The sequence below is a fragment of the Streptomyces sp. NPDC001231 genome, from assembly GCF_042896885.1.
Taxonomy (GTDB): Bacteria; Actinomycetota; Actinomycetes; order Streptomycetales; family Streptomycetaceae; genus Streptomyces.
This window is the reverse complement of the sequence record NZ_JBIAXS010000002.1, coordinates 1-13,010: the sequence shown is the minus strand read 5'-3', so window position 1 is coordinate 13,010 and position 13,010 is coordinate 1. Positions and strand designations below refer to the sequence as shown.

Sequence of the window (13,010 nt, the reverse complement as noted above, 5' to 3'; positions counted from 1 at the left end):
CCCGGACATGCGTGAGGGGGTGACCACCGCTGGTGGTCACCCCCTCGTGCAGAACTGTGGTGCTCGGCTGGCTACCGGCCGCCCTGCTCGTCGCGGCGGCGCTGCCAGCGCTCCTCGATGCGGTCCATCATGGAACGCTTCGCACGGGCCTGACGGCGGGCCTGCGGGCCGCCGGCGGCCTGCTCGCCCGGCTTGGGCGCCTTGCGCCAGCCGGTCACGACCAGTACGGCGCAGCCCAGCATGACCAGGAAGCCCACCACACTGACCCAGATGAGCTTCTGGACGACCATTCCTGCCATGAGGAGCGCGATACCTACGAGGAAGCCCACGACCGCCTGGTAGACCCGCCGCCGGGTGTACGTACGCAGCCCGCTTCCCTCGAGCGCCGACGCGAACTTGGGATCTTCGGCGTACAGCGCTCGCTCCATCTGCTCGAGCATGCGCTGCTCGTGCTCCGAGAGCGGCACGGAGTCCTCCTCATCGTGCAGTCGCCGGGGCGACTCGGGGGGTCCCTTCAGGATAGGCAGGGAATCGCCCCCGTGAAACCCGCCCCTCTGCGCCAATTGGCCAACCGGAATCCGCCATGTCGTCCCGGTCCGCTGAGGCTTCCATTCCCCGGCGGGCGGGCCGTCATGCCGGACGGTCTCCCTCGATCATACGGCGCGAAGCGGCCGACCGGGCGGCCTGTGGCGGACTGCATCCCCGGCCGAAGGGCCGGTCGGCGGCCCGCCCCGCGAAGCGGCTCAGTCCTCCGCCGCACCCCGGGTCTCACCGAGTACGTGGAGCTGCGTGGCCACGGAGTGGAACGCGGGCCGTTCCGCCGCCGCCGCCTCCAGCTTCAGCAGGGCGTCCAGCGCTCCGGGCTCGGTGTCCACGAGCACGCCGGGCACCAGGTCGGCGAAGATCCGCACCCCGTGCACGGCGCCGACCCGCAGGCCCGCGCCCTCGACGAGCGCGGTCAGCTGCTCGGCGGTGAAGCGGCGCGGCACCGGGTCGCCCTCGCCCCAACGCCCGTCGGGGTCGTCGAGCGCCTGCCGGGCCTCCTTGAAGTGCCCGGCCAGAGCGCGTGCGAGCACGGCGCCGCCGAGGCCGGCGGCGAGCACGCTCAGGACGCCCTCGGCGCGCAGGGCGGCCACCGCGTTGCGCACGCCCTCGGCGGGATCGTCGACGTACTCCAGGACGCCGTGGCACAGCACGGCGTCGTAGCCGCCGCGCTCGACCACGTCGAAGAGGCCGCGGGCGTCGCCCTGGACGCCCCGCACCCGGTCGGCCACGCCGGCCTCGGCGGCACGGCGCTCCAGCGCGAACAGCGCGTTGGGGCTGGGGTCGACGACGGTGACCCGGTGGCCGAGCCGGGCGGCGGGCACGGCGAAGTTGCCGCTGCCGCCGCCGGTGTCGAGGACGTCCAGGGACTCCCGGCCCGTGGCCTTGACCCGGCGGTCGAGGGCGTCGTGCAGGACCTCCCAGACCACGGCGGTACGGAGAGAAGCGCGGGGGCGAGGGGGGTCGGAGCGCGGCGACGGCGACTGAGGGGGGTGGGAGACGGGCGGGCGCATCGGGTCCGACACGGCAGTTGACTCCTCGGCGCGGCACCGCCTCTTGCACGGCGGAGCGATCGGACTGCCCCTCCCCGCCCGGCGCACGGGAACTGGAAGGGCTTCAGGCGCCTTCCACCCTATTGCCTCCACCCCCCGACCTGCCGCTCGGCTCCGCCGCCGCCGCAGTCGCCACCCCGCCGTGGCCGTTCGCCGGGGCGGCAACTGCCGTACGGGCGCGCGCCGTGCGTGTCAGCCCGCGTCCGGCAGGTCGCGGGACGGGGTGCGCTCGGGGTGGGAGGGGTTCGCTCCGGTTGGTTCGCCCGCCCCGGTCGGGGGGTCGGTGTCGGCGCGGGGCTGGGGCAGGACCGGCTGGAGGAGGAGCATGCGTTCGACCAGGCGGATGAACATCGCCACGTCCCGTATCAGGTCGTCGGCGTCCCGCTGGCCGGTCGCGCCCCGGATCCCGGCCTCGGCACGGGCGCGGCGCGCGGCGCCCGCGGCGAACAGCGCGCTCCACTCGGCGAGTTCGGGCGCGATCTCGGGGAGCACTTCCCAGGCGCTCCTGATGCGGGCGCGGCGGCGCGGGGTGGGGTCCGGGCGCCCCCGCGCGGCGAGTACGGCGGCGGCGGTGCGCAGCGCGGCGAGGTGGGCCGTCGCGTACCGCTCGTTCGGGGTGCGGTGGGTGGTGGCCTCCTCCAGGCTCGCGCGGGCCTGGGCGAGCAGGCCGAGGGCGGCGGGAGGGGCCGAGGAGCGGCGCAGGACGGGGTGCACGTCGCTCGCCGGGCCGGTCAGTGAGGGGGCAGGGCCGGTGGCGCGGTGCCGCCGGGCGGCGGCTGCGGACGAGTTGGCCATGACGAACCTCCTGTCGTCTGGGTGACGGCACGGGTGCCTTATGTGCCCATCGTGAGGTATGGCACTGACAATCCCTTCTGACCTGGGATTTTGCTTCGCCCGTACGTTCGGTGGCGCGGAGTCGGCGGATTGCGGGGCGCGGCCCCGCGAACGCGTCGCCGGCCTCCCCTTCCGCGTCCTGCGGAAGGTGCCGACCTGTGACAATCAGGGCCATGGAACGCAGCAGCGCCACGCCGGGCGGCCGTACCCGCCGCGAGGCCACCCGGCAGAAGCTCTACGAGGCGGCCGTCACCCTCATCGCCGAGCAGGGGTTCTCCGCCACCACGGTGGACGAGATCGCCGAGCGGGCGGGGGTCGCCAAGGGCACGGTCTACTACAACTTCGCCAGCAAGTCCGTCCTCTTCGAGGAGCTGCTGCGGCACGGCGTGGGGCTGCTCACCGCCTCCCTGCGCGAGGCGGCCGAACGGACGGCGCGGGAGGGCGGCAACCGGGTGGACGCCCTGGACGCCATGGTCCGCGCCGGGCTCGTCTTCATCGACCGCTACCCGGCCTTCACCCAGCTCTACGTGGCCGAGCTGTGGCGCACCAACCGGTCCTGGCAGTCCACGCTCCTGGTGGTGCGGCAGGAGGCGGTCGCGGTCGTCGAGGGCGTACTGCGCGACGGCATGGCGAACGGGGAGTTCAGCGAGGACGTCGACGTGCCGCTGACCGCGGCCGCGCTGGTCGGCATGGTGCTGGTGGCCGCGCTGGACTGGAAGTCCTTCCAGCCCCAGCGTTCCCTGGACGACGTGCACGCGGCGCTGTCCCGGCTCCTCCAGGGACGGGTCAGCGGGCGCCTCTGATGCCGCGGCCGCCGGGCGCGCTCGGGCCGGGCACCCGAAAACGCCGGTGCGCCGTGGCCGCGTCCCCCGCGGGCCACCGCGCACCGGCGGGCCACCGCGCACCGGCGTTTCCCGTACCCCCGTCGAGCCCCGTCCGGTCGTTTCCCCCGGGCTCCCCCGTGCCTCGCTCCCGGCGGCCCTGGCCGGCGGAAGGAGCGGTCGAGGGCCGCGCCGTTCCGCCGCCCCGTGTCGGCGGTGCCGGCGCCGTGCCCCCTTCCGTGCTCCCACTCTCTCGTTCACGCGGTTCGCGGCCCATCCGCGCGCGTACTCATCTCGCTTGCTAGGTACGGATACTCAGTCCTGCGTGCCCGCCCCCAGGACGCCGGGCGGCCCACTGGTTACGATCGCCTCCGTGTCCGTACTCCCCATGGTGTTCACAAGCGGCTGGGCCAGCGGCATCAACGCGTACGCGGTGGTGCTGCTGCTCGGTGTGTTCGGCGCGACGGGACTGAGCGACGACGTCCCGGGCACCCTGCAGCGGCCGGAGGTGCTGATCGCGGCGGGCGTGCTGTTCCTTCTGGAGGCGGTCGCCGACAAGATCCCCTACGTGGACTCGGTGTGGGACACGGCGCACACCGTGATCCGCCCGGTCGCCGGGGCCTGGGTCGGCGCGCTGCTCGCGGGGCAGAGCGGCTCGCTGTCGGACGTCACGGCGGGCCTGGTCGGCGGCGGTACGGCGCTGGCCAGCCATTTGGTGAAGGCCGGGACGCGGATGGCGGTCAACACCTCCCCCGAGCCCGTGAGCAACATGGTCGTGAGCCTGGCCGAGGACCTCGGAGTGGCCGGACTCGTCACCTTCGCGATCTTCCATCCGGTGGCCGCGGCGGTCGTCGCGGGCGTCCTGCTGCTCGCCGGGGCCGTGATCGTCGCCTTCCTGGTCTCCCGGATCCGCCGCTTCCTGCGCCGCCGGGCCCAGCGCCGGGAGGAGAAGCGCCGGCTCGCGGCCGAGGCGGGGTCACCGCCGGGCTGACCGCGCGATGGTCCGGGAAACCGCTGGTCAACGCCCCCGTGACCGGGATTGTCGGTGGCGGCCGATAAAGTCGCGCACATGGCACGGATTGCGGTGATCGGCGCCGGGATGGGCGCGATGGCGGCCGCCGCCCGGCTGGCCGTCGCGGGCCACCGGGTGACGGTGTACGAGCGTACGGAGACGTACGGCGGCGCGCTGCGCCGTTTCGAGCGGGACGGTTTCGCCTTCGACACCGGCCCCGGGCTGCTCCCGCTGCCCGCGGTCTACCGCGATCTGTTCCTCAAGACCGGCAAGGAGCCGCTGGAGGACGGCGTCGAGCTGGTCCAGGTGGACCCGTCCGCACGGCACGTCTTCGCCGACGGCACCGAGGTGTCCCTGCCGAACGTCTCGCGCGCGGGCGTCGTCGCCGCTCTGGACGAAGCCCTCGGCGCGGGCGCCGGACGGCGCTGGGGCGACTTCCTGGTGCGGGCCCGCGAGGCCTGGGACCGCGCCCGCCGCCCGCTCCTGGAGGAGCCGCTGTGGCCCAACTGGCAGGTGCTGGCCGAGCGCGAGCCCTACCCGGCGGTGCCGCACAAGCGCCTGCTGCGCACCCGGCAGGCCGGCACGCTCGCCGAGGTAGGTGCCTGGGAACTGCGCGACACGCGCCTCGCCGCCCTCCTGGAGAGCCACGCGCTCGCGTACGGCCTCGATCCGCGGACCGCCCCGGCGAGCGCGGCCGTACTGCCGTACCTGGACCACGCCTTCGGCACCTGGTACGTGCGCGGCGGTCTGCGCGAACTGGCGCGCGCGGTGTACGAGCGGTGTCTGGCCCGCCGGGTCGAGTTCGTCCTCGACGCCGAGGTCACGGGGATCGTCGACAAGGACGGCCGGGCGGCGGGCGTGGGGCTCGCCGACGGGACCGTGGCCGAAGCGGAGTTCGTGGTCGCCGGAGTGCCTCCCCGGGCTCTGGAGGGCATGGTCCGGGGTACGGCCCTGCGGGATGCGGACGAGGTGCCGCCGCAGCCCGGTGCGCCCAGCCGCCTGACCGTGCTGCTGGCGCTGCGCGGCGGCCGCCCCGAGGGGACGGCCCACCGGACCGTGGTGCACACCGAGGACCGCGCGTCCGAACTCGACGCGCTGTTCGGTACGGCCCCCGGGTTGCCCGAGCGGCCGACGGTCGCGGTGTCGCGCCCCGACGATCCTGCGCTGGTCCCGGACCCGGAGCACGAGGCGGTCACGCTCACGGCGACGGTCCCGGCGTCCGCCTCGGCGGATCCGCAGAAGCAGGCCGACCGCATGATCGCCGTCGCCTCGCGGGCGATACCCGGCCTCCGCGACCGCCTGCTCTGGCACGAGGTGCGTACCCCTGCCGACATCGCCCGGGTGACGGGCGCGGAGGGCGGGGCCGTCCCCGCGCCGGCGCTCGCGGCCGCCCGGGGGCGCCTGCTGCACCCGGCGAACACCACGGGACTCGCCGGCCTGTTCACCGTGGGCGGCTGGTCGCACCCCGGGGGCGGGCTGCCGCACGCCGGGATGTCGGGGGCCCTGGTGGCCGGACTGATCGTGGAGGGACCGGAGTTCCGCGGCTCCCAGTGAGCCGGGGAGCGTTCAGAAACGGTACTGCTCGTCGAAGCCCGTGCCGTGCTGCGGCTGGCCGTGGTTGTTGTCCTGGTACGGGTAGGACTGCTGCTCCTGCGGGAGTTCGCCGCCGTAGGACTCGTCGGTGCGCTGCTGCGGGACCCATACCCCGCCGGCCGGGGTCTCACCGCCGTAGCCGCCGGCGTAGGCGTCCTGGGTGCCGTAGCCCTGCTGGCCGTACCCCTGCTGGCCGCCGTAGCCGGTGTCGTAGGAGTCGCCGCCGTAGGTCTGGGTGCCGGCGTACGGGTCGGAGTAGGCGGCGTACTGCTGCTGGCCGGAGGCGTCGTAGCCGTAACCCTGCTGCCCGTAGCCGGAGTAGTCGTACGTGTGGCTCTGGTCGGCGCCCTGGGCCGCGGTGGCGTACTGGTCCTGGGTCTGGTCGGCCGGGTAGGGCTGCGTGCCGCCCCGGTGGGCCGAGTCGCCGTAGACGCCGTAGGAACCGGTGTCGTCGGGCAGAGGCTGCGGCTCGTACACCGCGGTGGCCTCGGCGGCCGCGGGCTGGGTGGGGCGGGCGGGGGTGAAGACGTCGTCGCGGTCGTCGTCGCCATGGCCGTAGGACAGGCCGTCGCGGCTGGGCAGGGCCTCCATGGTGCCGGTCTCGCCGTCGGACACCTCGAGGTCGGAGACCTCCAGGGTCGGGTCCTGGTACTCGGCCTTGCCGCGGCGGCGCGGCTTGCCGCCCTCGGCGCCGGGACGGTTGACCGCCCAGCCCGCCGCGAAGCCGCGCCGGAAGGACAGCGTGACGTAGGTCTGGCCGACCGCGAAGGCGGCCGCGCCCAGACCGATCACGACGACGGACGGGATCAGGACCCCGAGGACGACACAGAGGAAGCCGGCGAAGGCCAGCAGCCGCCAGCGCAACCGTGCCTTGTACTGCAGCAGCACCTCGCCCAGCAGCCACAGCGCGACAATGCCGAACGCGATGTAGAGGACCGTCCAGCCCATGTACGCCCCTCTCCCAGTGGCCGCTACGCAGTGTGTCGTACGCGGGTGCGGCCGGTCTAGGTCCGCGGCCGGTGGTGCAGACCCAGGTTTTCGTAGATTTCCAGCGTCGCCGTGGAGTTGTTGAGCGTGATGAAGTGCAGCCCGGGCACTCCCTCGGCCTGCAGTCGCGCGCAGAACTCGGTGGCGAACTCGATCCCAAGGGAGCGTACCGCCGCCGGATCGTCCTCCGCCGCGCGGATCCGCTCTTTGAGGTCGTCCGGGATTGCGGCGTTGCTGAGTTGGGGCAGTCGCTCGAGCATCTTCACGCTCGTGACCGGCATGATCTCGGGAATGACGGGTGTCGCGCAACCGGCCGCGGCGACGCGGTCGCGCAGGCGGAGGTACGACTCCGGATCGAAGAACATCTGCGTGATCGCGTAGTCGGCGCCCGCGCGGCACTTGTCGACGAAGTGCGCGACGTCGGTGTCCCAGTCGGCGGAGCGGGGGTGCATCTCGGGGAAGGCCGCCACGCCGACGCAGAAGTCGCCCGACTCCTTGATGAGCCGGACGAGTTCGGCCGCGTACGTCAGTCCGCGGGGGTGCGGGACCCACTCGCCCATCGGGTCGCCGGGCGGGTCGCCGCGCACGGCGAGCATGTTGCGGATCCCGGCGTCGGCGTACTGGCCGATGATGTTGCGCAGCTCGGCCACGGAGTGGTTGACGGCAGTGAGGTGCGCCACAGGGGTGAGCGTGGTGTCGGACACGATCTGCTCGGTCGCCCTCACCGTGCCCGCGCGGGTGGAGCCGCCGGCGCCGTACGTCACCGAGACGAAGTCGGGGGCGACGGCCTCGATCCTGCGCAGCGCGTTCCACAGGCTGCGCTCGCCCTTCGCCGTCTTCGGCGCCCAGAACTCGAAGGAGTACGTGCTCTTGCCGGTGGCGAGCATGTCACGCACGGTGCGCGCGCGATCAGTCCTGGTGGATGCGGTTCCGAGGGCCATACTGGCAGGCTATCCAGGGCGCGGCGGTCTCCCAACCGAGCCCTGGAAATTTGCCTGAATTGCCGGTTTCTTGTCCACCCTTCGGACAGCGGGGCCGGAAATGACCGGGTCGGGCCGGGTCGGCCGTCCGAGTTATGAGACGACCGGACGCTCCGCCCGGCCGTGTCGCGCCACGCCCTGCCCCGCCTGCCGCAGCCGCGCGGCGAACTCGGCCGCCGCCGCTCCGGGATCGTCGGCCTCGGTGATCGCCCGGACCACGACGACACGGCGGGCGCCGGCCTCCAGGACCTGGTCCAGGTTGCCGAGGTCGATGCCGCCGATGGCGAACCAGGGCCGGTCGGTGCCGAGCGAGGCCGTGTACCGGACCAGGTCGAGGCCGGGGGCGGAGCGGCCGGGCTTGGTGGGCGTGGGCCAGCAGGGTCCGGTGCAGAAGTAGTCCACGCCGTCCTGCACGGCCGCGGCGGCGGCCTCGTCCTCGGCGTGCGTGGACCGGCCGATCAGGACGTTGTCGCCGAGGATCGCGCGGGCGGCCGGCACGGGGAGGTCCCCCTGCCCCAGGTGCAGCACATCGGCACGGGCCGCGTGGGCGACGTCCGCGCGGTCGTTGACCGCGAGCAGCTTCCCGTGCCGGGCACAGGCGTCGGCGAACACCTCCAGCCGGTCCAGCTCCTCCCCGGCCTCCATGCCCTTGTCCCGCAACTGCACGACGTCGACGCCCGCCGCCAGCACCGCGTCCAGGAACTCGGCCAGGTCCCCCTGCCGCCTCCGGGCGTCCGTGCACAGATACAGGCGCGCGTCACCGAGCCGGACACGGGCGTCGGCTACGGCAGCGGTCTCAGGCATACGCGGGTTCCCCCCGGCTCGTCGGTTGGGTGGCTCGTCCGACCACTCGGACGGACCCTACCCGCCGCGCCCGCCGGGCCGACGTGGACACCGAGGCCCCGGCGGGGGGAGCCGGGGCCGGGTGCGCAGGCGGGTGGCCGGGTCAGACGGCGAGGGCCTGGGCGCGGCGCTTCACCTCTGTGCCGCGGTTCTCATTGAGGGCCTGGGCGGGGGTGCCCGGCAGGGTCGGGTCGGGGGTGAACAGCCATTCGATCATCTCTTCGGCCGTGAAGCCGTCGTCCCTCAGGAGCGTCAGGGTGCCGGACAGGCCCTTGACGACCTTGTCGCCGTCGATGAAGGCGGCGGGGACGTGCAGCGCGCGGTTCTCACCCCTGCGTACGGCGATGAGCTGGCCCTCCTTGACCAGTTGCCGCACACGTGTCACCTCGACGCCGAGCTGTTCGGCGATGTCGGGAAGGGTGAGCCAGGCAGGGACGAGAGCGTCGATCTTCGTGTCAATCTCGGTCACGGAAACAAGCGTGCCATCTGCCACTGCCACTCGGAAGCCAGGCCCGTCCACTCGGGGCCGCGTGCCTCATGCCGTCGCCGTCTTCAGGGGCTTCGCCGGGTCCGCCAGCAGCCGCGGATCCATGGGCGTGCCGGACTCGATCAGCCGCCGCCCCTGCGCCAGATCCCGCGGTCGGCCGACGGCCAGCAGAGCGACGAGCCGGCCCTCGCGGAGCCAGCAGACCGTCCACGCCGGTCCGGTGCGATCGCCGCGCCAGACGACGGTGTCGGCCGACGTGTGGTGACCGGCGTACTGCACGAAGCGCCCGAACTGCTCGGACCAGAAGTACGGGACCGGGTCGTAGACCACGGGGGTGAGGCCGACGATGTCGGCCGCGACCGTGCGCGGGCCCTGGAGCGCGTTGTCCCAGTGGTGGATCAGCAGGCGCTCGCCGTACCTGCCCGAGGGGAAGGAGGCGCAGTCGCCGACCGCGTACACGTCCGGCACGGACGTGCGCAGGTGGTCGTCGGCCAGCACGTCCCCGTGCCGGCCCAGCTCGATGCCGGAGCCGGCCAGCCAGCCGGTGGCGGGGCGCGCGCCGATGCCGACCACGACGGCGCCCGCGGGCAGCCGCGCGCCGTCGTCGAGCACCACCGCGCCGGGTTCGACGCGCTCCACGCGCGCGTGGGTACGCAGTTCGGCGCCGCTGTCGGCGTACCAGGCGGTCATCGGCTCGGCCACCTCCGCGGGCAGCGCCCCCGCGAGCGGCCGGTCCGCGGCCTCCACGACGGTCACGGCGCAGCCCGCCTCGCGCGCGGCGGTGGCGAACTCGGCGCCGATCCAGCCCGCGCCGACGACCACGATGTCGTGCTGCTCGGTGAGCACCGGCCGCAGCCGTTCGGCGTCGTCCAGGGTGCGCAGCAGGTGGACCCCGGGAACGCCCTCCGCGCCGGGCAGCCGAATCGGTTCGGCACCGGTGGCCAGGACGAGGACGTCGTACGGCACCGGACCGGCCGAGGTCTCCAGCACATGCGCGTCGGGCCGCACGGCCAGCGCCTCGCAGCCGAGCCTCAGTTCGAGGTCGAGCGCCTCGAAGTCGATGTCGAAGGCGGAACCCTCGGCCTTGCCCAGCAGGACGGCCTTGGACAGCGGCGGCCGGTCGTAGGGCTGGTGGGGTTCGGCGCCGATCAGTGTCACGGTGCCGGTGAAGCCCTGCTCGCGCAGGGCGACCGCGGTCTGCACGCCGGCCATGCCCGCGCCCGCGACGACCACGCGCCGCGGCCCTGATGTGCCCTGTTCCTGCGTCTGGTCGCTCACCTGATCACCATAAGTCAACTGACAGGCCGTCAGTCAGGGGGCGTTCCGTCCCGCTTGGGCCGGCCGTACCGGAAGTCGAGCCGGTCGTCTCCCCTGGTACCCGCCGGATGGCCTCGTACGACGTCCCGTCTCCGCGTACTCGGCGTACCCGGCGTACTCGGCCCGGACGGAAGGCTCCCTTACTGGGGCGACGCTCCGCGGGCTAGGGTGGCCACCGTACAAGCACTCGCGGGAGCCCGGACGCACCGGGCTGAGAGGGAGGCTGGCGGCCTCCGACCGTACGAACCTGATCCGGGTCATGCCGGCGAAGGGAGGAGCTGGACGCCCATGTCGTTGCCACGTACATCAGACGTCCTCGTCGTGGGGGGCGGGATCATCGGGCTGGTGACGGCCTGGCGCTCGGCGCAGCGCGGGTTCACCACGGCCGTGGTGGACCCCGAGCCGGGCGGCGGGGCCGCACAGGTGGCCGCCGGGATGCTGGCCGCCGTCACCGAACTGCACTACGGCGAGCAGACCCTGCTCGGACTCAACCTGGCCTCCGCCCGCCGCTACCCGGACTTCGTGGCCGAGCTGACCGGGCTGACCGGCCACGACCTCGGCTACCGCCGCTGCGGCACCCTCGCCGTCGCACTGGACGCCGACGACCGCGCCCACCTGCGGGAACTGCACGACCTTCAACGCCGTTCGGGCCTGGACTCCGAGTGGCTGTCCGGGCGGGAGTGCCGCCGGCTCGAACCGATGCTCGCGCCGGGCGTCCGCGGCGGGCTGAGGGTGGACGGCGACCACCAGATCGACCCGCGGCGGCTCGCCGGCGCCCTGGTCACGGCCTGCGAGCGGGCGGGCGTGGTCTTCCACCGCGGGTGGGCCGAGCGGCTCACCGTCGCCCGCGACCGCGCCACGGGCTGTGTGCTGCGCGACGGCACCGCGCCGGCCGCGGACCGCGTGGTGCTCGCGGCGGGCAGCCACAGCGGACGGCTCGGGGGCGTCCCGGACGACGTGCTGCCGCCGGTGCGGCCGGTGAAGGGGCAGGTGCTGCGGCTGACGGTACCGAAGCGGTACGCGCCGTTCCTGAGCCGTACCGTGCGCGCCGTGGTGCGCGGCAGCCAGGTCTACCTGGTGCCGCGGCTCAGCGGCGAGCTGGTCGTCGGGGCCACGAGCGAGGAGCTGGGCTGGGACACGACGGTGACGGCGGGCGGCGTGTACGAGCTGCTGCGCGACGCGCACGAGCTGGTGCCCGGGATCACCGAGCTGCCGCTCACGGAGACCCGGGCGGGACTCCGGCCCGGCTCCCCCGACAACGCGCCGCTGCTCGGCCCGACCGGGCTGGACGGCCTGCTGCTGGCCACCGGGCACTTCCGCAACGGCGTGCTGCTCACGCCGGTCACCGGTGACGCCATGGCGCACGTCCTGACCACCGGCGAGCTGCCGGACGAGGTCCGTCCCTTCTCCCCCAGGCGTTTTCACACCACGGCACTCACGGAGCGGCCCGTATGAACATCTCCGTCAACGGCGAGCCCCGCCGGGTCACGCCCGGCACGTCCCTCGACACCGTCGTGCGGACCCTGAGCGCGGCGCCCTCCGGGGTGGCCGCCGCCCTCAACGAGACCGTCGTCCCGCGCGCGCGGTGGTCGTCCACGGCCCTGGCCGAGGGCGACCGCGTCGAAGTGCTGACCGCCGTCCAGGGAGGCTGAGCCATGGCCGACGATCCCTTCGTCCTCGGTGGTACGTCCTTCACCTCCCGGCTGATCATGGGCACCGGCGGCGCGCCCAGCCTGGAGGTACTGGAGCGGGCGCTCACAGCCTCCGGCACGGAGCTGACCACGGTCGCCATGCGGCGGGTGGACCCCTCGGTGCGCGGCTCCGTGCTGTCGGTGCTGGAGTCGCTCGGGATCCGGGTGCTGCCCAACACCGCGGGCTGCTTCACCGCGGGTGAGGCGGTGCTCACCGCCCGGCTGGCGCGGGAGGCGCTGGGCACGGACCTCGTCAAGCTGGAGGTCGTCGCCGACGAGCGCACGCTGCTGCCGGACCCGATCGAGCTGCTGGACGCGGCGGAGACGCTGGTCGACGACGGGTTCACGGTGCTGCCGTACACGAACGACGATCCGGTGCTGGCGCGGAAGCTGGAGGACGTGGGCTGCGCCGCGATCATGCCCCTGGGCTCGCCCATCGGGTCCGGGCTCGGCATCCGCAACCCGCACAACTTCCAGCTGATCGTGGAGCACGCGCGCGTGCCGGTGATTCTGGACGCCGGCGCCGGTACGGCCTCGGACGCGGCGCTGGCCATGGAGCTGGGGTGTGCCGGGGTGATGCTCGCCTCGGCGGTGACGCGGGCGCAGGAGCCCGTGATGATGGCCGCGGCGATGCGGTCCGCCGTCGAGGCGGGGCGGCTGGCCCGGCTGGCCGGGCGGATCCCCAAGCGGCACTTCGCTCAGGCGTCGTCCCCGGCGGAGGGCCTGGCCAGACTGGACCCGGAGCGGCCCGCGTTCTAGTAGGGCTTGGTCAGGTCCGTATTGGTGCTGGTATGTCGCGGTGGCAGGTCGGACAGGTGCCGGTCCAGACCGCGAGTAGTGTCTGTAGCTC

The 13,010-nt window shown here is 73.8% G+C and carries 14 protein-coding genes and 1 riboswitch; of the genes, 6 read left to right on the top strand and 8 right to left on the bottom strand.

The window, feature by feature from the left end; all coding sequences use genetic code 11:
• Positions 1-71 precede the first annotated feature (71 nt).
• From ACFY3J_RS02810 to ACFY3J_RS02800, 3 genes are all read right to left on the bottom strand, one after another.
• Entirely contained in the window at positions 72-467 is a 396-nt protein-coding gene (locus ACFY3J_RS02810; RefSeq protein WP_384180208.1) for a DUF3040 domain-containing protein, read from the bottom strand.
• A 276-nt stretch (positions 468-743) separates the two neighbouring features.
• Positions 744-1,568 (bottom strand): class I SAM-dependent methyltransferase, encoded by an 825-nt coding sequence (locus ACFY3J_RS02805; protein WP_384180206.1) that lies wholly within the window; start codon positions 1,566-1,568, stop codon positions 744-746.
• A gap of 219 nt (positions 1,569-1,787) precedes the next feature.
• Complete coding sequence (locus ACFY3J_RS02800) at positions 1,788-2,390, bottom strand: SAV_6107 family HEPN domain-containing protein (RefSeq protein ID WP_384180204.1); 603 nt, start codon at positions 2,388-2,390, stop codon at positions 1,788-1,790.
• Positions 2,391-2,602: 212 nt separating this feature from the next.
• Between ACFY3J_RS02800 and ACFY3J_RS02795 the strand changes: the two genes are divergently transcribed.
• From ACFY3J_RS02795 to ACFY3J_RS02785, 3 genes are all read left to right on the top strand, one after another.
• Positions 2,603-3,232: a TetR/AcrR family transcriptional regulator gene (locus ACFY3J_RS02795; RefSeq protein ID WP_384180202.1), complete on the top strand. Its 630-nt coding sequence runs from the start codon at positions 2,603-2,605 to the stop codon at positions 3,230-3,232.
• 391 nt (positions 3,233-3,623) lie between these two features.
• Entirely contained in the window at positions 3,624-4,241 is a 618-nt protein-coding gene (locus ACFY3J_RS02790; protein WP_376547133.1) for a DUF4126 domain-containing protein, read from the top strand.
• Positions 4,242-4,319: 78 nt separating this feature from the next.
• Positions 4,320-5,816, top strand: a complete 1,497-nt coding sequence (locus ACFY3J_RS02785) for a phytoene desaturase family protein (protein ID WP_384180200.1) — start codon at positions 4,320-4,322, stop codon at positions 5,814-5,816.
• A gap of 12 nt (positions 5,817-5,828) precedes the next feature.
• Here ACFY3J_RS02785 and ACFY3J_RS02780 read toward each other — a convergent pair whose 3' ends face one another.
• From ACFY3J_RS02780 to ACFY3J_RS02760, 5 genes are all read right to left on the bottom strand, one after another.
• Positions 5,829-6,803 carry a hypothetical protein gene (locus tag ACFY3J_RS02780; RefSeq protein WP_390840010.1) on the bottom strand — a complete coding sequence of 325 codons (975 nt, stop codon included), beginning with the start codon at positions 6,801-6,803 and terminating at the stop codon, positions 5,829-5,831.
• 56 nt (positions 6,804-6,859) lie between these two features.
• Positions 6,860-7,783 carry a methylenetetrahydrofolate reductase [NAD(P)H] gene (metF, locus tag ACFY3J_RS02775; protein WP_361409539.1) on the bottom strand — a complete coding sequence of 308 codons (924 nt, stop codon included), beginning with the start codon at positions 7,781-7,783 and terminating at the stop codon, positions 6,860-6,862.
• A 132-nt stretch (positions 7,784-7,915) separates the two neighbouring features.
• Positions 7,916-8,626: a thiamine phosphate synthase gene (thiE, locus tag ACFY3J_RS02770; RefSeq protein ID WP_390840008.1), complete on the bottom strand. Its 711-nt coding sequence runs from the start codon at positions 8,624-8,626 to the stop codon at positions 7,916-7,918.
• 142 nt (positions 8,627-8,768) lie between these two features.
• A complete protein-coding gene (locus ACFY3J_RS02765; RefSeq protein WP_384180194.1) occupies positions 8,769-9,134 on the bottom strand; it encodes an Rv2175c family DNA-binding protein in 366 nt (121 codons plus the stop codon).
• 66 nt (positions 9,135-9,200) lie between these two features.
• Positions 9,201-10,430 carry an NAD(P)/FAD-dependent oxidoreductase gene (locus ACFY3J_RS02760; RefSeq protein ID WP_384180192.1) on the bottom strand — a complete coding sequence of 410 codons (1,230 nt, stop codon included), beginning with the start codon at positions 10,428-10,430 and terminating at the stop codon, positions 9,201-9,203.
• Between the two features lie 218 nt (positions 10,431-10,648).
• Positions 10,649-10,761, top strand: a riboswitch (TPP riboswitch).
• Here ACFY3J_RS02760 and thiO point away from each other — a divergent pair.
• The 3 genes from thiO (at position 10,758) to ACFY3J_RS02745 (ending at position 12,919) form a co-directional block, all read left to right on the top strand.
• The gene (thiO, locus tag ACFY3J_RS02755; RefSeq protein WP_384180190.1) at positions 10,758-11,924 is read left to right on the top strand and encodes a glycine oxidase ThiO; all 1,167 of its coding nucleotides are present in this window, start codon (positions 10,758-10,760) and stop codon (positions 11,922-11,924) included. It overlaps the preceding riboswitch by 4 nt.
• On the top strand, positions 11,921-12,121 hold the full coding sequence (thiS, locus tag ACFY3J_RS02750) for a sulfur carrier protein ThiS (RefSeq protein WP_225074304.1): 201 nt from the start codon (positions 11,921-11,923) through the stop codon (positions 12,119-12,121). The genes thiO and thiS overlap by 4 nt, the downstream gene beginning before the upstream one ends.
• A 3-nt stretch (positions 12,122-12,124) precedes the next feature.
• Positions 12,125-12,919 (top strand): thiazole synthase, encoded by a 795-nt coding sequence (locus tag ACFY3J_RS02745; RefSeq protein WP_390840006.1) that lies wholly within the window; start codon positions 12,125-12,127, stop codon positions 12,917-12,919.
• Positions 12,920-13,010 lie beyond the last annotated feature (91 nt).